26 protein-coding genes are annotated in these 22,478 nt (G+C 40.5%); 14 read left to right on the forward strand and 12 right to left on the reverse strand.

What is annotated here, in order from left to right:
- Positions 1-141: 141 nt before the first annotated feature.
- A complete protein-coding gene (locus tag J4N25_RS06845; RefSeq protein WP_207421395.1) occupies positions 142-2,511 on the forward strand; it encodes a PAS domain S-box protein in 2,370 nt (789 codons plus the stop codon).
- A 43-nt stretch (positions 2,512-2,554) separates the two neighbouring features.
- Here J4N25_RS06845 and J4N25_RS06850 read toward each other — a convergent pair whose 3' ends face one another.
- Both J4N25_RS06850 and J4N25_RS06855 read right to left on the reverse strand, forming a co-directional pair.
- Positions 2,555-3,268: a LytR/AlgR family response regulator transcription factor gene (locus J4N25_RS06850; RefSeq protein WP_207421396.1), complete on the reverse strand. Its 714-nt coding sequence runs from the start codon at positions 3,266-3,268 to the stop codon at positions 2,555-2,557.
- Positions 3,265-3,441 carry a hypothetical protein gene (locus tag J4N25_RS06855; RefSeq protein WP_207421397.1) on the reverse strand — a complete coding sequence of 59 codons (177 nt, stop codon included), beginning with the start codon at positions 3,439-3,441 and terminating at the stop codon, positions 3,265-3,267. Before J4N25_RS06855 ends, J4N25_RS06850 begins: the two co-directional genes overlap by 4 nt.
- 120 nt (positions 3,442-3,561) lie before the next feature.
- Between J4N25_RS06855 and J4N25_RS06860 the strand changes: the two genes are divergently transcribed.
- The 5 genes from J4N25_RS06860 to J4N25_RS06880 all read left to right on the forward strand — a co-directional run bounded on the left by J4N25_RS06860 (position 3,562) and on the right by J4N25_RS06880 (position 7,390).
- On the forward strand, positions 3,562-4,851 hold the full coding sequence (locus J4N25_RS06860) for a nucleoside hydrolase-like domain-containing protein (protein WP_207421398.1): 1,290 nt from the start codon (positions 3,562-3,564) through the stop codon (positions 4,849-4,851).
- 90 nt (positions 4,852-4,941) lie between these two features.
- Complete coding sequence (locus J4N25_RS06865) at positions 4,942-5,526, forward strand: TetR/AcrR family transcriptional regulator (protein ID WP_207421399.1); 585 nt, start codon at positions 4,942-4,944, stop codon at positions 5,524-5,526.
- A gap of 51 nt (positions 5,527-5,577) precedes the next feature.
- Entirely contained in the window at positions 5,578-6,087 is a 510-nt protein-coding gene (locus J4N25_RS06870) for a hypothetical protein (RefSeq protein ID WP_207421400.1), read from the forward strand.
- A 1-nt stretch (position 6,088) separates the two neighbouring features.
- Positions 6,089-6,412: a DUF3817 domain-containing protein gene (locus tag J4N25_RS06875; protein WP_242695790.1), complete on the forward strand. Its 324-nt coding sequence runs from the start codon at positions 6,089-6,091 to the stop codon at positions 6,410-6,412.
- A complete protein-coding gene (locus J4N25_RS06880) occupies positions 6,413-7,390 on the forward strand; it encodes a hypothetical protein (protein ID WP_207421402.1) in 978 nt (325 codons plus the stop codon). It begins immediately after the preceding gene.
- A 30-nt stretch (positions 7,391-7,420) separates the two neighbouring features.
- On the opposite strand, the gene bioA is transcribed toward J4N25_RS06880, so the two are convergent.
- The gene (gene bioA / locus J4N25_RS06885) at positions 7,421-8,662 is read right to left on the reverse strand and encodes an adenosylmethionine--8-amino-7-oxononanoate transaminase (RefSeq protein ID WP_207421403.1); all 1,242 of its coding nucleotides are present in this window, start codon (positions 8,660-8,662) and stop codon (positions 7,421-7,423) included.
- Between the two features lie 70 nt (positions 8,663-8,732).
- Between bioA and J4N25_RS06890 the strand changes: the two genes are divergently transcribed.
- Positions 8,733-8,942 (forward strand): hypothetical protein, encoded by a 210-nt coding sequence (locus J4N25_RS06890; RefSeq protein WP_207421404.1) that lies wholly within the window; start codon positions 8,733-8,735, stop codon positions 8,940-8,942.
- Here the strand turns inward: J4N25_RS06890 and J4N25_RS27105 are convergent.
- The 3 genes from J4N25_RS27105 to J4N25_RS06905 form a co-directional block, all read right to left on the reverse strand.
- A complete protein-coding gene (locus J4N25_RS27105; protein WP_207421405.1) occupies positions 8,929-9,150 on the reverse strand; it encodes a ferredoxin in 222 nt (73 codons plus the stop codon). The two genes, J4N25_RS06890 and J4N25_RS27105, sit on opposite strands and share 14 nt — an antisense overlap.
- Entirely contained in the window at positions 9,150-10,379 is a 1,230-nt protein-coding gene (locus tag J4N25_RS06900; RefSeq protein ID WP_207421406.1) for a U32 family peptidase, read from the reverse strand. Before J4N25_RS06900 ends, J4N25_RS27105 begins: the two co-directional genes overlap by 1 nt.
- Positions 10,380-10,518: 139 nt before the next feature.
- A complete protein-coding gene (locus J4N25_RS06905) occupies positions 10,519-10,953 on the reverse strand; it encodes a hypothetical protein (protein WP_207421407.1) in 435 nt (144 codons plus the stop codon).
- Positions 10,954-11,071: 118 nt separating this feature from the next.
- Between J4N25_RS06905 and J4N25_RS06910 the strand changes: the two genes are divergently transcribed.
- Positions 11,072-11,464 (forward strand): response regulator, encoded by a 393-nt coding sequence (locus J4N25_RS06910; RefSeq protein WP_207421408.1) that lies wholly within the window; start codon positions 11,072-11,074, stop codon positions 11,462-11,464.
- A 4-nt stretch (positions 11,465-11,468) separates the two neighbouring features.
- Here J4N25_RS06910 and J4N25_RS06915 read toward each other — a convergent pair whose 3' ends face one another.
- The 3 genes from J4N25_RS06915 to J4N25_RS06925 all read right to left on the reverse strand — a co-directional run bounded on the left by J4N25_RS06915 (position 11,469) and on the right by J4N25_RS06925 (position 14,635).
- The gene (locus J4N25_RS06915) at positions 11,469-13,133 is read right to left on the reverse strand and encodes a protein-disulfide reductase DsbD family protein (RefSeq protein WP_207421409.1); all 1,665 of its coding nucleotides are present in this window, start codon (positions 13,131-13,133) and stop codon (positions 11,469-11,471) included.
- A 20-nt stretch (positions 13,134-13,153) separates the two neighbouring features.
- Entirely contained in the window at positions 13,154-13,597 is a 444-nt protein-coding gene (locus tag J4N25_RS06920) for a protein-disulfide reductase DsbD N-terminal domain-containing protein (RefSeq protein ID WP_207421410.1), read from the reverse strand.
- Between the two features lie 189 nt (positions 13,598-13,786).
- Positions 13,787-14,635 carry a phosphatase PAP2 family protein gene (locus tag J4N25_RS06925; protein WP_207421411.1) on the reverse strand — a complete coding sequence of 283 codons (849 nt, stop codon included), beginning with the start codon at positions 14,633-14,635 and terminating at the stop codon, positions 13,787-13,789.
- A 254-nt stretch (positions 14,636-14,889) separates the two neighbouring features.
- Here J4N25_RS06925 and J4N25_RS06930 point away from each other — a divergent pair, with 254 nt between their 5' ends.
- Positions 14,890-15,105, forward strand: a complete 216-nt coding sequence (locus J4N25_RS06930) for a hypothetical protein (protein ID WP_207421412.1) — start codon at positions 14,890-14,892, stop codon at positions 15,103-15,105.
- Positions 15,106-15,340: 235 nt separating this feature from the next.
- On the opposite strand, the gene J4N25_RS06935 is transcribed toward J4N25_RS06930, so the two are convergent.
- Both J4N25_RS06935 and J4N25_RS06940 read right to left on the reverse strand, forming a co-directional pair.
- The gene (locus J4N25_RS06935; protein WP_207421413.1) at positions 15,341-15,718 is read right to left on the reverse strand and encodes an SRPBCC domain-containing protein; all 378 of its coding nucleotides are present in this window, start codon (positions 15,716-15,718) and stop codon (positions 15,341-15,343) included.
- A gap of 2 nt (positions 15,719-15,720) precedes the next feature.
- Complete coding sequence (locus J4N25_RS06940) at positions 15,721-16,233, reverse strand: YdeI/OmpD-associated family protein (protein ID WP_207421414.1); 513 nt, start codon at positions 16,231-16,233, stop codon at positions 15,721-15,723.
- 80 nt (positions 16,234-16,313) lie between these two features.
- Here J4N25_RS06940 and J4N25_RS06945 point away from each other — a divergent pair, with 80 nt between their 5' ends.
- Positions 16,314-17,000 (forward strand): class I SAM-dependent methyltransferase, encoded by a 687-nt coding sequence (locus J4N25_RS06945; protein WP_207421415.1) that lies wholly within the window; start codon positions 16,314-16,316, stop codon positions 16,998-17,000.
- A 218-nt stretch (positions 17,001-17,218) separates the two neighbouring features.
- Positions 17,219-17,443, forward strand: a complete 225-nt coding sequence (locus J4N25_RS06950) for a PID-CTERM protein-sorting domain-containing protein (protein ID WP_207421416.1) — start codon at positions 17,219-17,221, stop codon at positions 17,441-17,443.
- A gap of 144 nt (positions 17,444-17,587) precedes the next feature.
- Here the strand turns inward: J4N25_RS06950 and J4N25_RS06955 are convergent, their stop codons facing one another.
- A complete protein-coding gene (locus J4N25_RS06955; protein ID WP_207421417.1) occupies positions 17,588-17,791 on the reverse strand; it encodes a hypothetical protein in 204 nt (67 codons plus the stop codon).
- Between the two features lie 634 nt (positions 17,792-18,425).
- On the opposite strand from J4N25_RS06955, the gene nirB reads away from it, so the two are divergent.
- The 3 genes from nirB (at position 18,426) to moaCB (ending at position 22,462) form a co-directional block, all read left to right on the forward strand.
- On the forward strand, positions 18,426-20,930 hold the full coding sequence (gene nirB, locus J4N25_RS06960) for a nitrite reductase large subunit NirB (protein WP_207421418.1): 2,505 nt from the start codon (positions 18,426-18,428) through the stop codon (positions 20,928-20,930).
- A gap of 42 nt (positions 20,931-20,972) precedes the next feature.
- Positions 20,973-21,338 (forward strand): nitrite reductase small subunit NirD, encoded by a 366-nt coding sequence (gene nirD / locus J4N25_RS06965; RefSeq protein WP_207421419.1) that lies wholly within the window; start codon positions 20,973-20,975, stop codon positions 21,336-21,338.
- A 173-nt stretch (positions 21,339-21,511) separates the two neighbouring features.
- A complete protein-coding gene (moaCB, locus tag J4N25_RS06970) occupies positions 21,512-22,462 on the forward strand; it encodes a bifunctional molybdenum cofactor biosynthesis protein MoaC/MoaB (protein WP_207421420.1) in 951 nt (316 codons plus the stop codon).
- The last annotated feature ends 16 nt before the right edge of the window (positions 22,463-22,478 follow it).

Here is a 22,478-nt window from a genome sequence, read left to right on the forward strand (position 1 = left end):
AAAAAGGAACAAAAAATGATAAATCTAGACGCATTTGAAAACCAATCCTTACGTTAAATACGTATAATTGTCGTCTATGGATCAATCGATCATAAACAATTACCTATTCCTTCGCAGAAAAGTAAAATCAGGATTTTCGAAATGAATGAGGAAAACAGGCTCAAAAAATTAAGAAGTTACAGAATTCTAGATACTCTGCCAGAGAACATTTATGATAATATAACAAAGTTAGCTTCCTTTATTTGTAAAACCCCAGTTGCTATTATTGCCTTTATCGACGATAAAAGATATTGGATTAAATCTCAGGTAGGCCTTGATGGCATTACGGAGGTTCCCCGCAGCATTTCAGTGTGTCAAACTACCCTTTATGAGGATACTCTCCTTGAGGTTCAAGATCTTAAGCTTGACTCCAGGTTTTCAGAGCTTCCAAACGTCAAAATGGAGGCAGGAACTCGTTTTTACGCAGGGTGCCCACTTATTACGGAAGATGGTGTTAGTTTGGGTACTTTGTGTGTCAATGATTATCAACCTCGCCAATTATCTGAAGAACAAAGGACAGCGTTACAAACTTTAGCCAGGGAGGTAGTTGCTCATCTCGAATGCTCTAAGAAAACCAGGGCTTTAAAAAAATCACTTAAAAGATCTAGACGATTCGAAGAACTTTTTAATAATTCAAACGGGATTCATTGCATTACCGATAATAAAGGGGTAATAGAATTTATCAACTCTTCAGTAACCACGCTTTTAGGTTATAAAGAGGATGAAATGTTGAAACAAAAGATCTGGAATTACTGCCGTGAAGGAGAAAAAGGTCTGATCATGCCCGAAGTGAACAATTTGGTAAACCGTGGAGAAAGCAGGTTTTCTATTGAAACTATTGTTATAAGCAAGTCAGGTGAACAAAAATGGATCAATTGGTCGGGAGTAGTTAAAAATAATAAATGGTTACTAAACGGAACGGATATCACCAAACGCAAGGAAAACGAGGCCAGGATTAAAACCTTGTCGGTTGCACTTGAAAAGGCAGCAGCGGGTGTAGTTATCCGGAATGCTGCTGGTGAAATTGAGTGGATGAATGCCTCCGCAGAAGAAATTATAGGATACCAGCTGGCCGAGCTGGAAGGCCGCACTTTCGGAAACCTTCTTGTGGGCTCCAAAACTGATATGGTTGTTGTGGAAAAGGCAAGGAAGGCGGTAAATGAAGGAAAACCTTATGAGCTGGAAATGGTGCTTTACAGGAAAGATAAAACTCCGGTTTGGGTGCTCACCTCAACTAACCCTCTTTTTGACGAAAGCGGTAATTTTGTTAAGCAAGTATCTATTCTCGTTGACGTTACGGATAGAAAGTTGGCGGAAGAGCAGCTTATTAAAACCCGTGAAGACGCAATTAAGCTGAGTAAGGCTAAGGAGAACTTTTTATCAGTGATGAGCCATGAGATGAGGACTCCACTAAATGCAGTGGTTGGAATGACGCGAATTCTAAAACAGGAAGATCCTCTTGAGCGCCAGAAAAAGAATTTAGAAATCCTGGAATTCTCTTCACAAAACCTTCTTACGCTGATTAACGATGTCCTCGACTTCACTAAAATTGAAACTGGTAATCTTCAGTTAGAAGCCGTGCCTGTAGATATTCAGAAATTAGCTACTCAAACAGTTGAATCACTAAAGTTTAAGGCTGAAGGTAAAACACTTGATATAAAATATGAGTTGGATCCTGCACTTCCTAAATTTATTTTGGGCGATTCAACCCGTCTTTATCAAATCTTTATGAACTTGTTGGGTAACGCAGTTAAATTTACTGAGCAAGGAGAAGTAAAGCTTTACATGTTGCAGGAAAAGCAAACTGAAGAAGAGGTTAGCATACGGTTCGAAATTTCAGATACGGGTATTGGTATCCCAGCGAATAAAATAAAATCAATATTTGATGCTTATACTCAAGCAGATACAGACACTGCCAGGAAGTATGGAGGAACGGGCCTAGGCCTAACAATCACAAAAAAGCTGATAGCGCTACATAGCTCATCCATACAGGTAGAAAGTGAATTGGGAAAGGGTAGCAAGTTCTATTTCGGCATTACCTTCCCTAAAGTAAAGACTCTTGCACCGGTAAAGGAAGTGGTGCAGGATGCACCATTGAAGGGTGATGTATTGGTGGTAGACGATAACCAAATTAACAGGATACTTGCAAGAAAGGTGCTTGAGAGATGGCAGCTGAAAGTTGACTTTGCTGAAAACGGACTGGAAGCTATCAATAAGGTAAAAGAGAAAGAGTATCAGTTAGTCCTTATGGACGTGCATATGCCGGTGATGGACGGTCTGGAAGCTACGGAAGTTTTAAGGAGCATGCCGGAAGAGCGTTTTAGGACCTTGCCTGTGATTGCCCTGACCGGCAGTGTGATGAGCGGCGAAGAGAATAAATACTTTAATGCAGGAATGAATGATTACGTTCTGAAGCCTTTTGAACCTTCAGTGCTATATAAAAAGATCTATCCTTATTTAATGGAGTCTTAGGGGTGAGACTACAACGGACAGCGTTTTAAACTTCTGTCGGCGTTTATAATCCCAGCCCTCCAAGAAATGAATCCCTATAGCTAGCTCCTATAGGGATTTCGTATTTTCCGATAAACACGCGGTTTCCGTCGATGTGGCTGATCTTTGATTTATTAATGATATACGAGCGATGGGTACGCAGGAACAAAGCAGAAGGCAGCTGCTGTTCAAGGGTGGAAATGCTCATTATTGGCAGTAAAACACCGCTGCTGGTGGTTACTTTGGTATAATTTCCCAGAGCTTCGGCAAATAGCAGTTCATCAAACGAGACCTTGAAGATCTTCCCTTCCGATTTAAGGAATATATATACCGGCGCAGTGGCAGCTTGTACAACAGCTGGGGTTTCTTCCGGCTTATTGATCCTTTCTATTGCCTTATCTACCGCCCAGATAAAACGCTCTAAAGAAAAAGGCTTAAGCAGGTAATCGCAGGCTGCAAGATCGAAAGCATCTAACGCATATTCCTTGTAAGCGGTAGTAAAAATGACCTGCGGTTTTGTCTTCATAATCTTCATGAATGCAAGGCCGTCAAGTAAGGGCATATTGATATCAAGAAATACAATATCCACCTTTTGAGCTTCAAGTTCCCGCCGCGCGTCCAACGCATTTTCACATGATCCAACAACTGTTAGTCCGGGATATGCATTACAATACGTTTGCACGATCTCCCTGGCAACCGGCTCGTCATCAACGATCAGACAATTAACACTCTTCATCATTTGAATTTTAATTGAAGCATTACCGTGTAATGCTCTTCCCCTTCTTCAATCTTAAGATCATGCTCTTTGTTGTATAACAAGGCTAGCCGCCGCTTCACATTAGCCAGGCCTAAGCCATTGTCTTTCCGTCCTATTTTATTTTCGTTACGCTCGTTGCTGCAGGAATTTAACACCAGTATTAATTACCGTTTTGGTAAACTCAAAGAATCGGTAAAGAAAAGTAAAAGAGGCATTACGAATGACGATTTGAATTGACATATTTGTATATAACCAAGCTCCCCTGCTTATAACCAATGAACAATCTAATTCTGAGCTTCCTGTTTCTCTTATATTCTGTTGGTTTGATTGCACAGCAACCTGTGCCCGTTAAACCCAGGGTGATTGTAAGTACAGACATCGGTGGTACCGACCCTGATGACAACCAATCGATGACTCATTTACTAATGTATAGTGACAGGTTTAATATTGAAGGACTGGTATCTTCTCCTTCCTATGGTAACGGCAGCAAACAGGAGATCTTCCGGATGATCGGCCTGTACGAAAAGGATCTGCCTAAACTGAAAAAGCATCAGAAGGGATTTTTGGAGCCAGATTACCTAAGATCAGTTACCAAGCAAGGAAAACATGGCCGAGCCGTTTATTCCGGTTTTAGTACCGCAACCGAGGGTTCAGAATGGATCATTAAATGTGCGAAAAAGAAAAGTGATCAGCCTTTGTGGGTTTTGGGCTGGGGTGGCCTGGAGGATATAGCTCAAGCCTTACACGATGCTCCCGAGATTCAAAAGAACATACGGGTTTACTGGATAGGTGGTCCGAATAAAAAATGGAGCGCGAACAGCTACGATTATATTGCAAAGAACTTCCCTGAGCTTTGGTTTATAGAGGTCAACTCTTCTTATTACGGGTTCTTCTCGAATAGCAACATAGTCGACAGTGTAAATACAAGTAATTTTTACGACAAACATATTTTCGGTGCGGGAAATCTGGGCAAGGATTTTAAAAGTTATTACAATGGCGAAGTTAAAATGGGCGACACCCCTTCTTTGTTATATATGATGGATGGAGACCCTGGCAACCCTACGCGCGAAAGCTGGGGTGGCAGCTTCGAAAAAACGAATCGAAGCGCTCGTGTTCTGTTCAATCGTGCTACGACGATTAAAGATACGGTTGCCTTTTGCACTATGGTTGAATTCAACTTTAAAGGGCCTGAGATCGATGTGCCTGCCGACTCCATTTGTTTCTGGATGGAAACTCCGTATAAAACATCTGTACAGAAATGGCCTGGCTACTATCTTGGCAAAGGAATATACGGTCTTAAATATGTTCCCAAGCAAGCGGAAGTCCTTAACTATCACTTTACTTCGGCTATTCCTGGTTTCCCGTTGGGTAAAGGAATACTAGTAGTAACAAATAAATGGCCGGGAAAAGCAAACGCTAGCGATTATAGATTAGGTTCCAGCTGGTATACGGACAAGTCGGGCGAGCGATTCTATGAGGGGAAAATCCAGGGAGGCAAAACTGTTTTCAAATGGCGCGAAGCTATATTGGCCGACTGGGCAAATCGCTGGAGCTGGCTGAAATAAGAAGAAGTAATATTGCAATTTTCTGACGGCAAACTATTGCTCAAAAGCGTCTAATGCGCGATACTTGCAACATACTATTTAGTATGTTCTATGTCTAAAGCAGGACTTACCAGGCAGAATATTTTACAGAAAGCTTTTACCCTGATTTACCGAAAGGGATTTCAAGCTACAAGTATCGATGAGATCATCGCTACCACTCAGGTTACCAAGGGAGCTTTCTTCTATCATTTCAAAAATAAAGAAGAAATGGGCTTGGCTATAATCAATGAAGTGATGTATCCGTCAATGTATCCCTATATGATCTCTACACTTGAGGGCCCCGGAAATATCCCTGACAAGATCTATAATATGATAAAAAACCTTTTGCAAGCCCCCTTTTTTGAGGTCGAACATGGTTGCCCTACAGTCAATTTGATCGAAGAGATGGCTCCACTAAATGAGGCCTTTAAATCTGCACTTCAAAAGCTGGTGAAGGAATGGCAAAAAGCGATTGAGATTGCCATTGAGAAGGCTCAGGCAAAAGGTGAAATAGATACACAACATGATGCAAAGATGATTGCTCTTTATATAACTATCAATTACAACGGTATACGCAATATGGGAAAAGTTCTGGGCAGGACCTGCTACGGCAAATTCCTTCAGGAATTCAAAAAATATCTATCGGCACTGAAGTAAAAAAATTTAAGCATAAACATACCAACTAGTATCTTTTAAAAGATAATAAACATGTACTCTTCACTACTTTCCCTTCATTCATTATTCCGGTGGCTGGTAGTTATCAGTCTGATCTTTTCCATCTTATTTTCTTATTTCGGCCTGGTAAACAACAAGCCATTTTCAAAAAGTGTGAACACTATAAGGCATTGGACCGCCACAATTGCTCATCTCCAGCTCATGATAGGCTTAACGCTTTATTTCCAAAGTCCCTTGATTAAACTACAAATATCTGATAGTGGGGATGGTCTTATCTCAGAACAATATTTCTTCCGCTACTTGCATCTCCTCCTGATGCTTATCGCCATTACAGTAATCACAATAGGTTCTGCTAAAGCAAAAAGGGCTAACACTGACAAAGCTAAACATCGAATTATGCTTTCCTGGTTTGGAGCAGGACTCCTACTAATAGTGACTGCCATCCCCTGGCCTTTTTCTCCTTTGGCAAAACGTCCAGTCCTCCGGGATTTCGCGGTTGAAACATCAACGGTAAATAACACAATCACTAAAAACAATGTATAATATGATTAAAACAGCTACAGGACGCCTGAGACTGATAGGCTACTTGGAAGGTTGCTCTCTTCTGATCCTTCTTTTTGTCGGCGTTCCGATGAAACACTGGGCAGATAACCCAAGTATTGTCAAAATTGCAGGTCCGGTTCACGGTGCCTTATTTCTTTGGTATATCTTTAACACCTTAAGCGTTGCTGTGGAACACCATTGGAAGTTTAGAGAAGTAACCTGGAAGGTTTTGGTAGCTTGCATGATTCCTTTCGGAACTTTCTACGTTGACAGACGTATTTTACGTAATAAAAGTTCAGATAGCGTTCTGGAGACGATTAATTAAATGAGAACTAAAATCCTGCTTCTGGCAATTCTGTTATTTCCTTTACTCTACATATCCTTCTGTAATCAGAAAAAGACCCCAAAGAATAATAGTTCTGCTTTCCCATTGTCATTGAAGGACTACGGCCTTTTTGATGGACCAATCAAGAGACTTCAACCTTCAAGAAATGTGTTCAGCTATCAGCTGTCTTCAGCCCTCTTTACTGATTATACAGAAAAGCAAAGGTTGATCAGGCTTCCAAGAGGAAAAATGATTCAAGTGGATAAGAGCTCTGCATTATCCTTTCCAGAAGGAACGATCATCGCCAAAACATTTTACTATCCGAAATCAGGAAAAGAAGGCAGGATAATGGAAACCCGTATTCTAGAGAGAATAAATGGGAGCTGGGCTGCAGCTACCTATAAATGGAATGAGTCGCAGGACGACGCAAGATTAGTTACCAAAGGGGAAAATGTACCTGTGACATTCAAAGACACGAAGGATCGCGAATGGAAAACTGCTTATCGGATTCCTTCTACAAAAGACTGCGGCACTTGTCACCAAAAGTCAGGAACCATGGTTACGATAGGACCAGAATTGGCAAACCTGAATAGAATGGTAGCAGGAAAAGACGGAAAACCTGTAAATCAGCTGCAAATTATGCAGGCATTGGGATTTTTAAAGTTGGGAAAAGGTTCGAAGATAGCTGAGGGCCTTCCCGCTTACTTTGATAATAAAAATTCTTTGGAGAAACGGGCAAGGGCTTACCTCAAGATAAACTGTGCTCACTGCCATAATCCAGGAGGCTTTGCATCTGCCCAAACTATTTCTCTTGATTATAGCACAACCTTAAGTGCTTCTGGCTTACTTCTGCATCGCAAACCTATTCCTGAGCGGATGAAAATCATGGGGCAGTATCATATGCCTAAACTTGGCACTACCCTTCCTGATGTCGAAGGCATTGACCTGATTGAGGAATATCTGAAAAGCTTGCCTTAATAAATGGAATATCAGCACTGGCTGGGAGAACTATTTTAGCCAGTTACGGATCACATCTATTAAGGCTACCAGTTCAAGTTCATCGATAATATAAGGAGGCATAAGGTAAATTATATTACCTATTGGTCTGAGCCATACACCTTGGCTAAGAGCAAATTCTTTGAAACCTGAGAGTACCGAAGGATCAGTAACTTCAATAGCTCCAAGGGCTCCAATAACTCTTTTGTCAACAATAAGAGGAGAATTAAGGGTCCTGAACTGCTCTTTAATTATGCGGTTAATTTCCTGAATCTTTTCGAGATAATTCTCCTCTTCTATTAACTGAATGCTTCGAAGAGCAACCGCGCAGGCAAGTGGATTGGCCATAAAAGTCGGCCCGTGCATGAGGGCCTTGTTGTAATCGTCGCCCAAAAAGCTGTCATATACGTCCGTAGTAGCTAGGGTTGCAGCGTGCCCTAAATAACCGGCAGTGAGCGCTTTGCCAATAACCATGATATCCGGAGTTACATCAGCATATTCTGCTGCAAACAGTTTTCCTGTTCGTCCAAAACCTGTAGCTACTTCGTCAAATATCAGAAGAACCTGATACTTCTTACTTAGTTCACGGACTGCCTTAAGATAATGAGGCGAGTAAATATGAAAGCCCCCGGCGCATTGAACAATAGGTTCCAGGATGATACCTGCGATCTCATGATGTTTTTCGGACAAAGTTTTTTCAAGCTGTTGAACGGCAAGTTGTACTGTTTCTGGCCCGGCTTCAAATCCCCCTTTAGGAATTTCAAGCATAAAGCCTCGATGTAATACACCAGAAAAAGACCTGCTGAAGTCAGAATCATCGCTAACTTCCATCGCTTTAAAGGTGTCCCCATGATAGCCGTTCTTAAGGGACAAGAACTTGGACTTCTCCGTGTAACCCTTGTTGCTCCAGTATTGAATAGCCATTTTTAGTGCCACTTCAACCCCTACGGAGCCACTGTCGGAAAAAAAAACATGATTTAATCCGGAGGGAGTAATGCGGACTAATGCTTCGGCGAGATCAATAGCCGGTTGATGAGAAAGTCCGCCAAGCATTACGTGCGCAAACTTATCTATTTGTTCTTTTAATGCTGTATTTAAAGCTGGGTGACTATATCCATGGATAACAGCCCACCAGGAAGAAATGCCATCTATCAAAGAGCGGCCGTTTTCCAGGTTCATCCTTACACCTCTGCCCGAAACCATTTTAGGAAGGTCCTTCAGGTGTTTCATTTGTGTATAGGGATACCAGATCATTGCTTTTAAATTTTGCCAAAGATAAAAGGAACCTATACACAGGCGAGTTGATATTTAAAAACACTTATATTTGAATAAAGGAGAAACCGGAAATATGGATCCTATTGATGATTTAAGGAACTACAAATTCGGCATGTTCTATTACAATACCGAAGATCCGCGGACAATTGTGCCCAAGCGTCATAGGATGATGGGCTATCAGATGAATTTTGCCAGAAAGATCAATGTTTTTCTTGCCTTGCTGATTTTGATTTTAATCGGTGTCCTCACGACAGTTTGATAATATTTACAGGGCAAGCCTTTGCCACAACTTGAGTTCTCTCATGAGTGAGAGTGTCCACAGGTAGGACGGAAATATTGCGTTTAGAGGTAGAGTGAAGTAAAGTTGCTTTTCCATCTTTTTTAGACATGGACCACAAATTCGGCTGCATTTCGGCGCAAACTGCACAACCAATACATTTTTCCCGTAGATGAACTATCTTGGGCATCAGTTAACAAGTTTATACAATTTATCGCCTTTGGAGATTTTATCGGCAAGTGGCACTGTAAGTTTTTCCCCTTTTGCTGCTTCTGCTTTCTCCAGTCCATCTACCCTGAAATCCTCAAGTTTCAGCTCTATAACACCTTTTTTGGTGCCTGTTATTAGGATCGAGTCTCCTTTTTTTAATGAGCCGCTTTCTATCGTAAATTCTGCAACCTTGGGCTGATTGAAATAATTACTACCTTTCCCCACGTATATTTTTTTCTGGGTTGCCTGGTTACCCGGATGACTCGTCCACTCCCCTAATTCCCTGCCTAAATAATACCCTTCCCAGAATCCTCGATTGTAAACTTTATTCAATTCCGTCTTCCAGTTGTCAACCTGTTCCTGATTGTAATTACCTGCCTCAATAGCATCCAGGGCTTCCCGGTAACACTTGGTTGTGGTGTAGACATATTCCGCCGACTTAGTACGGCCTTCAATTTTGAGAACGTTAACACCTGCAGCCACTATCTGATCAAGAATATCAATGGTGCACAGATCTTTAGGAGACATGATATATTCGTTTTCTACCATTAGTTCGTGTCCGTTCTCATAGTCGAATACTTTATAGGGCCTGCGGCAGTTTTGGGAGCATGCACCGCGGTTTGCTGAAGCGTTTTGAGTGTGAAGACTCAAATAACATTTCCCTGACACCGCCATACACAATGCTCCATGTACAAAAACCTCTATACCTACGCGTTTTCCTGAAGGTCCATTGATATCCTTACGGATAATTTCCCTGGTTATTTCTTCAATTTGTTTTAATGTGAGCTCTCTTGAAAGTACTATTACATCTGCAAACTTTGAATGGAAGGTAACTGATTGGATATTAGTGATATTTGCCTGAGTAGAAATATGCAAAGGCATCCCCACCTGATTGCATAGCTGGATAATGGCATAGTCTGCAGCAATTACTGCATTTATCCCGCATCTTTTAGCTTCTTTGATAAGTACTTCTGCAAGTTTAAGATCATGGTTATAGATAATAGTATTCAGAGTTAAATAACACTTTATACTGTTATCCTTTGCAATACGCCCTATCTCCTCTAAATCCTCCAGAAAAAAAGCATTGACGGATTTCGCGCGCATGTTGAGCTGTTCGATACCGAAATACACCGAATCGGCACCGGCGCGAATCGCGGCATACAAAGAATCGTAAGAACCAACGGGGGAAAGCAATTCGGGAGTTTTCATAATAAAACTTGCGTTATCAGCGCAACACGAGGGATGCACTGATCAGTTCGCAAATCTTCACAAAACCTTCAAAAATAAATATGACGAAGATCACAACAACCTAAAACCGGCTATCCTGCTGATATGGATTTTTGAGATACTAACCAAAATACTCTTCAGGGACTTTTAACCCCTCCTTCTCATCATTCCACAACATCGAAATGATCCTCCAACTGCCCTCATTAAAAATAAACTGGATATAATTTACTCCACGCTTCCAGGGTTGTTCAGAATTAGGCCGGGATGCATGTTCATATACACTGACACGATGAGCGGTGTTTCCAAAAACTTCAGTAACATCAGCGATCTCCTGAATAGAATAAAATTCTGCATTCCCTTCTTCTATCTGATGCATAATGGCCTGCATATAACTTTGAACTGTAAACTCTAAGGGATTGTCAAAGTTACCATTCACCAGTTTCCCATCTCCATAGAATAATTCTTGTAGCTGATCCAAATTAGGATATTTCTCGTGACTAAAACAAATGCTCTCGTAAAACTTCTGAGTCAGGTGGTCTATTTGGAGATTAGTCATAATGTACTGTGCTTTCATTCCTATACAAGAACAAAAGTTTTTTGTTTATAACAAATGAAAAACCGTGGAAACTTTTTAATATTGCCTACGTTGAGAAGATTTATAAAAAGAAAAAAAAATGTGCTTTGTTTATGTAATTGACGATGATCCTATTCATCAAAAAATAACTGAGATCCTGATCAGAAAGTCAGGAGCGTTCAAGAAACACACGGCTTTCCCTGGTGTAAGTTCTGCTATTGAAGCCTTACAATTACATAAAAATGAGCCCGAAAACCTTCCTGACGTAATCCTGCTTGACCTTAATATGCCTGTACTTGACGGTTGGGACTTCCTTGACCAATTTAAGGATCAAAAAGCCGAACTTCAGAAGAACATTCAGGTTTTTATTGTATCATCAAGTGCAATACAGTCTGAAATAGACCGGTCAACACAGTATTCGTTTGTAAAAGAATTTATTACTAAACCGCTTGACACGCAAAAATTAATTGAAATCAGCAGTCTTTGCAATTAGCCTTTCACTTGAATGCAGCTAATCCGCTTTCCAGAAATTTAAGATATTTTTCAGTATCGAACTCGGCACCGGTGGGCTGCACTAGGAGCTCGCCATTATTGCTAAGTAAAACATAAAAGGGCTGGGAGTTCGAATTAAACCTGGATGCCTGAAAATCGCTCCATTTATTACCAATAGTTCTGATTTTCTTCTTCTTAAATGCCGAAACTGTCTGTTCTTCCTTAGGCAGTTCGGTTTTATCATCCACGTACAATTGGATCAGTACGTACTTTTCGCGAATAGTCTCCAATATTTTCTTATCAGACCAAACCGACGCCTCCATCTTCCGGCAGTTAACACAGGCGTGGCCGGTAAAATCAATCATCACAGGCTTATTAACACTCTTTGCATAAGCCAGACCTTCCTCATAATCAAAGAAAGCATCAAGTCCTAAAGGAGCATCGAATTTATCTGAGTACTTATGCGGGACAGCCGAATGTTTAGAGGCTGAGCTTGCACCTAGACCTGCAGTAAATAAATCAAAGTCTTGTGTATGTTGTGGCGGCAGGAAAGCTGATATTGCTTTTAAAGGTGCGCCCCATAAGCCAGGGATCATATAAATAGTGAAAGTGAGTGTGATAACAGCGAGGAAGAAACGAGGCAGCGGGATAGAAGTTACAGGACTATCGTGGGCAAATTTCACCTTCCCAAGTAGATAAAGGCCAAGTAATCCGAAAATAACTATCCAAAGTGCAAGAAATACTTCACGATCAAGCAGGTTCCAATGATAAGCAAGATCTACATTGGAAAGAAATTTCAATGCCAGTGCTAGTTCCAGAAATCCTAAGACTACTTTCACACTATTAAGCCAGCCTCCTGATTTTGGTAAAGATTTCAACCAGGAGGGGAACAAGGCAAATAAGGCAAAAGGAATAGCAAGTGCTGTTGAGAAGCCAAGCATTCCAGCCGCCGGCCCTAACAATTCCCCCATTGTAGCTGCTCTGACCAGTAAAGTTCCTATAATAGGTCCTGTACAACTGAAAGAAACCAAAGCAAGGGTTCCTGCCATAAAAAATAATCCACCAAACCCCTTTGTATCAGCTTTTGAATCAACAGCATTAACCCACTTCGAAGGAAGTGTTATTTCGAAGGCTCCAAGGAATGATACGGCAAATACAATAAGAAGAATAAAAAAAAGGAAGTTGAATATTCCGTTAGTCGACAGATTGTTCAAAGCATCTGAACCGAAGATCACTGTTACCAGCAAACCCAACACAACATAAATTACAATGATTGAAAGCCCGTAAATTAAAGCTTTTCCGATAGCACTGCTCCTGGAAGATGAACTTTTAGTAAAAAAGCTAACTGTTAATGGCAACATGGGAAAGATGCATGGCATTAAAACAGCGGCCAGTCCGCTTAAAAATCCTTCAAGCAAGATTTGCCATATTGACTGACCAGGAGCTGATACTTTTGTTGCGGATGACTTAAGAGTAGATTCTACCTGACTAATGCCCTCCGACCCGTTTTTTGTTTCGGCCACAGTGACATTAGCGGAATCGATAATGGTATCTGTTACATCAGAAAAAACAATATCGTCTGTAGAGATGGTATCAGGAGTCTGAGCATATAAAGAAGGACACAGCACCAGGCATAAAAGCACTGGTATAATTAATTTTAAGATTTTCATTTAAAACGTGCTGAAGGAGACTATTTTACTGCAATACTAAAATCTACTTCATCTGGGGGGAGACATTGGCGGTCGTTACATACCATGTATTCCAGTTTCCCTTTTACCACTGCTTGATTTGCAGCCAGTTTGACCTTTTGTTGGAAAATCACTGCTTTCTCAAAGTAGCTCACATTCATATTGAACACTTTTTCGAATTTTGTTATTGGCTTTGGTTCGCTTGTTTTACCAACCGTGGTAAATGCCTTCGATGGAGCAAATTCAAACTTAGTTGCCACCGGACCTCCATCAGCGATATGTTGTGAATATAAGTGCCATCCATTATCAATAGTGGCTTTAAATAATACAACCGCTTCCGTTTTACTTATCCTCTTAGCCGCGTAAGACCATTTTACAGGATTAACTATTTGCGCTGAGGCAATAGTTGTAATGAATAAAAGAGCAGCAACTACCAAACTTCTCATTGAACTTACTTTATTTAACACTACAAATGTAAATCTTAGTGTTTATGATTTAATTGAGCATTTGTTGGTATAGAGCCATTTTTTCTGCAATAGTTTAATTAGGTAAATTTAAAAATAGTAGCATCTTTCTTAAAAAGAAAAGCCGCCCTAAGAGGAGCAGCTTTTCTTTTCTAATAATTCTAACCTTTTTTAAAAAGTATAAGAAAGATTGAGTCCTTTATATTCTGGAGTAGTTACCGGAACAACACTTAAATTATTGGGGGTTCCTTTCTTGTGAAGATGAGGAACTAAAATCCCAGCACCGGCTCCGACAGCGTAACCTAAAAGGTTATCTGTTAAAAAGTGATTCCCGCTCTTTAAACGGTAATAACCTACTGCAGCTGGAATTACCGCAGCAGCAGCCCACACGTAAGGTTTAGCTTTGCTGTCAGGGTTGAAATCATTATAGACTTTAGCCGCAAAAAAGGTTGCTGAAGCAGTTGCTGCAGTATGACCAGCGAAAAAAGATCTTCGCGCACCTTTCTTAGTACGTTCATCCATAGGAGCTTCTGCGCTATAAACATATGGACGGCTTCGATTTACTGAGCCAGCCGTTATTGAATAAAGTGCTCCTGTAACAGCCATCGTTTCAATATACAAAGCCATTACCTGGCCAGCCTTGCTTCCAACCTTCTTATTTAAAAGCAAGGCTACTGGCATTGCGAAGGATGCGTAGAAAGGATAATAACTTATTTTATCAGCATTCTCTGAATAGTTGCCGGCAGCAAAACGGTCAATACCATTTACATTAGCTTTGTTCTTCATAGCTACCTCCGCTTCTGTTAATCCTTCCTTATTTTTAATTAAGCTTAAACCAAGGAAGTTAAGACCGAGCGTCCCTGCAATCACAGGTCCATCTACCTTCCAACTTGTCTCGTAAGGAGATTCAGCTTTACCGCGGCTTTGTCCAGAAATGCTATTAGAGACAGAGATACTGTCCTGACTGAAGACAGGAAGAGATACTATTAACGATAAAAGTAAAATTATAGTTGATTTCATAGGTGTTAAAATTTATGTTAACTGATTAACACCTTTTCTTTTTGAATGGTTTGAAAAGATAATACAAGGTTTTTTGGCCTCTCCTTTGCTAAGGAAGATGGACAAGCTGTATTAGTAAAAAGGACATCAGCTAAAACTAATCGCCCCTCAGATTGTTAAATAATAAAAATATTTACTAAAATAATAAACATTTAACAATGTATTGATTATTTGATTGAATATTTTACATACATTTACCTAGCAAAACAAAAACTATGAAAATCTATAACGTAAAAATAAACGACCAGCTCTTCACTATCGAGCAACCTAGCTCTGACTACAACATCTTTTATGTAAATAGAAAGAATGGAACTTGCTGTATTGCGAAAGACAAAGACAAGAATTGGATCATAGAGGCACAGTACAATCCATCTGTTAATATCCCTGTAGAGCAAATTGGAAGATATTTGGACGAAACCCTACTTAACTAAATAACTAAGGCGGTAAATATCTTCAACAGTTTTTTTCAGCATTAATAATATCGGCTGATGGGTTTGGTAATGGAGATGCAGCCTATATCACATTTATAATATTGGCTTTGGTTGTTTAGGATTAGAGACTATTGCAAAGGAAATGCTTGCATTGTCACTATATTTCAGTAAAGGCACTAACAAAGAAATTGTGCTGATAAAAACCTTTGCTGGTTTTTTATCAGCACTGATAAACTTAGCTATAAAAGTCGATCAAGGCTCCAAAATACGCTCCATCCCAGCCATCTTTAATATCTTCGAAATCTTCATCTGGGATATTGGAATGCCTTAATTCTACAGATGTGCCGTCTTTGTCGGGATGAAGTTTTATAGTAACAATAGACTTCTCTTCCTGATCTCCGAAATACCATTCCTGAACAATTTTCTTTCCATACTCAAACTCAAGGTTCTTCCCTGAAATACTGCCTTCCCACAAGGAAAATTCACTTCCTGGTTCAGTAGACATTTCCGCCTCTTCTCCAGTCCATAAAAATATCGTAGCAGGTGTAGTTAAAGCTAGATATATTTCTTCGGGTGCAGCCGGAACCGTGTAGTATTTTTTATAATCTTTCATACTTATTCTTTATTTTTCTTAAGAGATCGAATCATCTCACTGTAGCTCATCTTGCTTGAAAGAGCTTTTGCAGTTTCTAGTAGTCGTTTATCCCGGGTAAGCTGAGTTCTGGCTCCTTCTATCCACTTAACAAAATAATCACGGTGTGACTTTGTTAAATTTTGAAAAAAATCGGCAGCCTGAGGGTCCTCTTCCAAGTACTCCTGCAGTTCGGAAGGTACTTCCAGTCGATATTCAGTGTCCACATCCAACTGAACATTTAACAACGCCCCTTCAGCCTTTCGTATACCCTTCCTTACCTCTGCATTTAAAGGCAAAATAAAAGCCCCTTCACCCATTGGCAATAAAGCTACTCCTGTTATAGGGAAGCTGTCAAGAAACCCTTTAACTCGAAAGCTCTTTTTATTTCCCGGAATAAGCTCTTGAGCCACATCCTGAGGTACCACTATGTAAGTCCATCCAGTTTTATCGCCATGTTGCTCAAACCTGAGGATTCGCGATACGAAGCTTTTCATAACGCTGTAAAGTTAGTTTTATTTCACCTCCTGCTTAAATATTTCGAAGATATCATTGAAAAATGTAAATTCGCCCCCTGATGGATGTTTTAGGAGAGGCGCTTTCCGACTATTACAACCACCGTTCTGAAGATATATTATGGATCAACACCTCATATGGAGAACCTGAGAAAATGCCTGTTGAGGTTTTTTTTAGAGATCTGCAGGAAATGCCAGAAATGGAATTACTTGCACTGAAAAAATGCAAGGGACAAGTATTAGACGTTGGAGGAGGTGTAGGTAGTCATTCTTTATTATTACAGAAACGGGGAATAGAAGTGACGGCGATTGAAATTTCGCCGAAAGCCTGCGGTATAATGAAAGATCGTGGAGTGAAGAACGTAGTGAACCAGGACATTTTCAAATACAAAGATTGTCGATATGACACCTTATTGTTTTTAATGAATGGGATCGGGCTTTGCGGCACAGTAGAGAACTTGAATGGACTACTTCAACATTGTAAATCTCTACTGAAACCGGGAGGCCAAATTATTTTCGATTCTTCCGACATTTCTTATCTGTATGAAGATAAAAATATCCGGAAACCGAAAGGCTACTACGGAGAAGTTGCATTCCAATACCAATATAAGAATATAAGTGATGAGTGGTTTAACTGGCTCTACATCGATCCGGTTACCTTTAATGATATAGCAAGGGGATTGTCGTTTAATTTTGAATTACTAATGCAGGACGACCAGGATCAGTATCTTGGGAGGTTAATTTTTTAACACGAGATCAATTGTACTAAGCTTGCTTTTTAATTTTTACGAAACCTCGTACCTCCTTCAACGTAGAAGGACAACATTGGGACGTTTAAAGAGAAATATTAGAAGATTTTATCAGAAAATAATGTTGAATGACAGCCTTTGGTATGTTTTCTTTAAGCGCGGAACATTGTCTCCTCCAGAGCATGCTCCTCCTGATTTTTAACGATTGATATGAAATAATGAAAAAATTCTTTTTTAGCGCTCTATTTTGTTCTTTATTATCAATGCCTGCTTTCGCAAACGACTGCGAAACGAACGATGGCACAGCCGGGGGAGGGGAGAATTGTGGGGAAGACCCTGACAACCCAGCTCCAGTTGACGGAGGTGTAACTATTCTACTTGGTTTATCAACTATTTACGGAGTTAAAAAGTTAAAATCGTCCTACCAAAAAGAGATATTATAGTAAAGAAACTGTTGTCGGCTGGACAACAGTTTTTTCCTAAGTTTTAGTTTTTTCTTTAAAGCCAGGAGAATACTTTCAACCCTCTTCCAACTGTAAATTGGTAGCGTAGAAATATGTTATGCAATGTCAAAGGAGGGACTGTATTTATATTGCATCGATAGCAGAACCAATCTCCGCTGCAGATATTTCAGTTTGTTCCGAATCCTGAAGCATCACTTCCCATTCACCGTTCTCTCTTTTTCCAATTAAAAACTTCTTACCATCATTACTTACTTCGTACAGATTCTCATGTAAACCTTGCTCTACATGAAATGCTTGTCCGTTTACTTCTATTGAAAATCCTTTCATAGCCAATTCTTCTTTTCCGTCTATACTTTTATATAAAAGCCTCAAACATCTCAGAATGTTTGAGGCTCTATTTAAGATAATCCAGCTTCCAATAACCGACGAAAAAACAAACTCTGACATGCTAAAATAATATGCTCCTTGGAAAAAAGCTTAATGAACAGAAAGAGCAAACCGAAGAACGAAAGTTTCTGAAGGCTCTTCTTTATTATTAGAATAACGAAGTTGTCAAGTTGAAGTCTTAAAAAGTCTCTATTAACATCAAAAAACTATTATTCCTTCAAAAAATCATTCAGAGACCCACCTATTAACCCAAAAATGCCGTACATCTATTAAGGTTGTAGAAGAAAAACCTCCAAACAGACGATGTAATTAAAAAATATAAGGTATAAACTATTAATAAACTGTCAATTTTAGATACAAATACTCGATTCAGCATAGATAACTCCATAAAAAGATTAATAAAAATTAAAATTTTAATAAAAATCATTGCCTTCTTAAACTTTTACATGACTTAAATCATATTTATATATGTTTTTTATTTAAATTTGTCTTAAATCACATTAAATAAGTTAAAAGTCGCTAGAATATTTGAAGTGATTTAAAAAAAACGATGCTTTAACAAAATTTTAATCTCATGGCAAACGAAAAACCAACAATTGTTGTAGTCGGAAACGGGATGGTTGGATATAAGTTTTGCGAAAAACTTGTAGCGAAGACCGATGCATATCAGGTGATAGTATTCGGAGAAGAACCAAGGCCAGCATATGATCGCGTTCACTTAAGTGAATACTTCAGTGGCAAAACCGCCGATGACCTGTTGATGAATACCTTGGATTGGTATTCAGAAAACCAAATATCTCTTCACCTTAATGATCCCGTCCAGGAAATCAATCGCGAAGCGAAGACCGTTCACTCTTTAATGGGAGCAGTAATTAAGTATGATTACCTGGTATTAGCTACTGGCTCCTCTGCTTTCGTACCTGACGTTCCAGGAGTTGAAAAAGAAGGTGTTTTTGTTTACAGAACAATTGAAGATCTTGAGCTAATTACTGCTTATGCTAAAAAAGCTAAGAACGGAGCAGTTATGGGCGGCGGTCTTTTGGGACTTGAAGCCGCAAAAGCGCTGGTAGATCTTGGAATCAAAGAAACTCACGTTATAGAATTTGCGCCAAGGCTTATGCCAAGGCAAATAGACCAACCAGGAAGCGCCATGCTTCAAATGAAATTAAAGGAACTTGGTCTGCAGATTCATTTAAATAAAAGCACTTCGGAAATTGCCGGCGACGGAAAGATCACAGCATTAAATTTCGCTGACGATACCTCTCTACCAGTAGATATGCTTGTAATCTCTGCAGGTATACGCCCCCGGGATGAACTGGCAAAACTGGCAGGCCTACAAGTAGGAAACCGCGGTGGTATCGTTGTGAACGAAACTATGCAAACCTCCGACCCGAGCATTTTTGCCATTGGTGAATGTGCTCTTCATGAAGGAATGATTTACGGACTGGTTGCTCCAGGATACGAGATGGCTGAAGTTGTAGTAAGCAAAATCTCAGGAGGAGAAAGGGAATTCCATGGCTTCGATATGAGCACTAAGCTTAAACTAATTGGTGTTGACGTTGCCAGCTTTGGAGATCCTTTCATCAACGAACCGGACTGCCGTACTATCGCACTTGAGGACACAAGCAAAGGGGTTTATAAACGTATTAACATAACTAAAGACGGAAAAAGCCTACTGGGTGGTGTATTGATCGGAGATGCCGACGATTACAACATGTTACTTCAAACCGTCAAGAACAATATTGCGCTACCTCCAAACCCTGAAGATCTGATCCTTGGAGCAAGAGGAGGAGAATCAAGTGATGGCGGAGCCGGTGTAATGAACCTTCCGGAAGAAGCATTGATCTGTTCCTGTGAATCGGTAACAAAAGGTGCTATCTGCTGCAAAGTAAGAGACGAAGGCATTACAACCGTCGACGGAATCAAAAAATCAACCAAGGCCGGAACAGGGTGCGGCGGCTGTATTCCAATGGTAAAAGACCTAGTGGTTGGAACCATGAAAGAGCAGGGAATGTATGTTAAAAATGTTCTTTGCGAACACTTCGACTACTCCCGGCAGGAATTGATGGATTTGATCAAGATGAATAACGTGAGAAGTTACGATGAAGCACTCGATCATTATGGTCGCGGAGATGGATGCGAAGTTTGTAAACCAGCCGTGGCAGCAATCCTTTCAAGCCTTTGGAACGACCTCATTGTTAAACATCAGCCAATCCAGGACAGCAACGACAGATACCTTGCGAACATCCAAAAAGGTGGAACATACTCTGTAGTCCCAAGGATCCCCGGTGGCGAGATCACTCCTGAGAAACTGATTGTCATTGGCCAGGTTGCCCAGAAATACAACCTATACACCAAGATCACTGGTGGACAGCGCATCGACTTATTCGGCGCACACGTCAACGATCTTCCTGCAATATGGGAAGAATTGATCGATGCAGGATTTGAAAGCGGACACGCATACGGAAAATCACTTCGTACAGTAAAAAGCTGCGTTGGTAGCACCTGGTGCCGGTTCGGACTACAAGACAGTGTGTCTTTCGCTATCGAAGTAGAAGAGCGGTATAAAGGAATTCGCTCTCCGCATAAATTAAAAGGTGGTGTTAGTGGCTGTATCCGCGAGTGTGCTGAAGCACAGGCAAAAGATTTCGGGATTATCGCAACGGAAAAAGGCTGGAACTTATACGTCTGTGGAAATGGAGGTTCAAAACCTCAACATGCACAACTGATAGCTGCCGACGTAGACAAAGAAACTTGTATCAAATACTTAGACAGATTCCTGATGTTCTACATTAAAACTGCCGACCCACTAGCTCGTACCGCAACATGGTTGAACAAAATGGAAGGCGGACTAAGCTACCTGAAGAATGTGGTAGTAAATGACAGCTTAGGAATCGGAGAACAACTGGAAGAGGAAATTCAACAACTGATCAACTCTTACCACTGCGAATGGACTGAAGTGGTTAGAAACCCGGAATTACGCAAACAATTCTCACACTTTGTGAACGCGCCGGAAGAAAAAGACCCTACCGTTGAGTTCGACTCAATGAGAGAACAGATCAAAGCCAAGGAGTGGTAAAAAGTCCAGGGATTTAATATTTGAATTTTTAATTAAAGTATCATGGAAACAGAAACAACAACAGATATAAAATGGGTACTTGCATGTTATGCGAGCGATGTACCAGAGAACGGAGGAGCCTGTGTTAAATACGAAGAAGAACAGATTGCTGTCTTCAATTTTACAAGAAGAGGTGAATGGTTTGCAACACAAAATCTGTGTCCGCACAAACAGCAAATGGTTCTATCAAGAGGGATGATCGGAAGTGCAGGAGAAGAATGCGAACCAAAAGTTGCCTGCCCGTTCCATAAAAAAACCTTCTCTTTAATTTCAGGAGAATGCTTAAGCGGAGACGAATATCAAATAAAAACATATCCGGTAAAACTCGAAGGCGATAAGGTATACGTCGGAATAAGATCAACAACTTGAAAGAGTTGCCATTGTTAAATATCGTTTACCCGGCAGAGATGCCGGGTTTTTTTTGAATTTTTTCCTTTTACCTTTCCCCTACCGTTCTGCTTTTACCTTTCCCCCTTTTACCTTTCTGCTTTTACCATTTACCTCCTTAAAACCCATATATTTGTCCGAAATACCCAAGCTAAATGAGGGATATTACTCACAAACAGATAACACTTCGCAGCGCAAGAGCTACAGGAATCATCTTCTGCTCGGCCGAAACAATAACAACTATAAAAGAAGATCAGCTCCCGAAAGGAAACCTGTTTGACGTAGCGAAAGCTGCAGGATTTATCGGCGCTAAACTTACACCTCAACTACTTCCTCATTGCCACCCTGTAACTATAGACGGAATGGATATCAGATTTGAATTTCTAGATCAGAAGCTGCATTCCGATCACTTTCCAGAGTCTGTTTTTTCCAGAAGCGGAATTGTCATTTACGGAGAAGCAAAATCTATTGGCCGCACAGGAATAGAAATGGAAATGCTGACTGCTGTTAGCGTAGCGGCTCTTGAAATTTACGACATGTTGAAGCCGGTAGATACTGCTTTGGAGATCGGGCACATTAAACTATTAGAGAAAAAAGGTGGAAAAAGTGACCGTAAGAAGTTTTTCGCCACATCTCCTACTTGCGCTGTTCTGGTTTGTTCAGATTCCTGTGCTGAAGGAAAAAGAGAGGACCGGAGTGGCAAATTGATTCAAAAGATGCTTGAAGAAGCGAAAGCGCAGGTAAAATACTACAAGATCCTTCCGGATAACAAAGATGAAATTCAGCAGCAGATCAAAATGTGGGTGACGGAAGATATTCAATTTATATTTACGACTGGAGGAACCGGACTTGGCCCACGGGACAATACCGTTTCGGCAGTCAGGGAAATTCTGGAACGGGACGCTGACGGCATAACGGAAGCGATGCGAAATTTTGGCCAAATGCGCACACCTCTGGCAATGATGAGTCGCGGAGTCGCAGGCTCCATCGCCCACACCCTGATAGTAACACTTCCCGGAAGCAGCGATGGAGCACGCGAATCACTAGAGGCCATCCTGCCAGCTGTCTTTCATGCAAGAAAAATGATGAAAGGCGGAGGACACTAGGAGCTCAAAGCTGAAC

It is taken from the genome of Desertivirga brevis (assembly GCF_017355835.1).

Coding starts and splice junctions, on each gene's coding strand:
- J4N25_RS06845 (WP_207421395.1), top strand. CDS start 142: ATGAATGAGGAAAACAGGCTCAAAAAATTAAGAAGTTACAGAATTCTA.
- J4N25_RS06850 (WP_207421396.1), bottom strand. CDS start 3,268: ATGATGAAGAGTGTTAATTGTCTGATCGTTGATGACGAGCCGGTTGCC.
- J4N25_RS06860 (WP_207421398.1), top strand. CDS start 3,562: ATGAACAATCTAATTCTGAGCTTCCTGTTTCTCTTATATTCTGTTGGT.
- J4N25_RS06865 (WP_207421399.1), top strand. CDS start 4,942: ATGTCTAAAGCAGGACTTACCAGGCAGAATATTTTACAGAAAGCTTTT.
- J4N25_RS06870 (WP_207421400.1), top strand. CDS start 5,578: ATGTACTCTTCACTACTTTCCCTTCATTCATTATTCCGGTGGCTGGTA.
- J4N25_RS06875 (WP_242695790.1), top strand. CDS start 6,089: ATGATTAAAACAGCTACAGGACGCCTGAGACTGATAGGCTACTTGGAA.
- J4N25_RS06880 (WP_207421402.1), top strand. CDS start 6,413: ATGAGAACTAAAATCCTGCTTCTGGCAATTCTGTTATTTCCTTTACTC.
- bioA (WP_207421403.1), bottom strand. CDS start 8,662: ATGATCTGGTATCCCTATACACAAATGAAACACCTGAAGGACCTTCCT.
- J4N25_RS27105 (WP_207421405.1), bottom strand. CDS start 9,150: ATGCCCAAGATAGTTCATCTACGGGAAAAATGTATTGGTTGTGCAGTT.
- J4N25_RS06900 (WP_207421406.1), bottom strand. CDS start 10,379: ATGAAAACTCCCGAATTGCTTTCCCCCGTTGGTTCTTACGATTCTTTG.
- J4N25_RS06905 (WP_207421407.1), bottom strand. CDS start 10,953: ATGACTAATCTCCAAATAGACCACCTGACTCAGAAGTTTTACGAGAGC.
- J4N25_RS06910 (WP_207421408.1), top strand. CDS start 11,072: ATGTGCTTTGTTTATGTAATTGACGATGATCCTATTCATCAAAAAATA.
- J4N25_RS06915 (WP_207421409.1), bottom strand. CDS start 13,133: ATGAAAATCTTAAAATTAATTATACCAGTGCTTTTATGCCTGGTGCTG.
- J4N25_RS06920 (WP_207421410.1), bottom strand. CDS start 13,597: ATGAGAAGTTTGGTAGTTGCTGCTCTTTTATTCATTACAACTATTGCC.
- J4N25_RS06925 (WP_207421411.1), bottom strand. CDS start 14,635: ATGAAATCAACTATAATTTTACTTTTATCGTTAATAGTATCTCTTCCT.
- J4N25_RS06930 (WP_207421412.1), top strand. CDS start 14,890: ATGAAAATCTATAACGTAAAAATAAACGACCAGCTCTTCACTATCGAG.
- J4N25_RS06935 (WP_207421413.1), bottom strand. CDS start 15,718: ATGAAAGATTATAAAAAATACTACACGGTTCCGGCTGCACCCGAAGAA.
- J4N25_RS06940 (WP_207421414.1), bottom strand. CDS start 16,233: ATGAAAAGCTTCGTATCGCGAATCCTCAGGTTTGAGCAACATGGCGAT.
- J4N25_RS06945 (WP_207421415.1), top strand. CDS start 16,314: ATGGATGTTTTAGGAGAGGCGCTTTCCGACTATTACAACCACCGTTCT.
- J4N25_RS06950 (WP_207421416.1), top strand. CDS start 17,219: ATGAAAAAATTCTTTTTTAGCGCTCTATTTTGTTCTTTATTATCAATG.
- J4N25_RS06955 (WP_207421417.1), bottom strand. CDS start 17,791: ATGAAAGGATTTTCAATAGAAGTAAACGGACAAGCATTTCATGTAGAG.
- nirB (WP_207421418.1), top strand. CDS start 18,426: ATGGCAAACGAAAAACCAACAATTGTTGTAGTCGGAAACGGGATGGTT.
- nirD (WP_207421419.1), top strand. CDS start 20,973: ATGGAAACAGAAACAACAACAGATATAAAATGGGTACTTGCATGTTAT.
- moaCB (WP_207421420.1), top strand. CDS start 21,512: ATGAGGGATATTACTCACAAACAGATAACACTTCGCAGCGCAAGAGCT.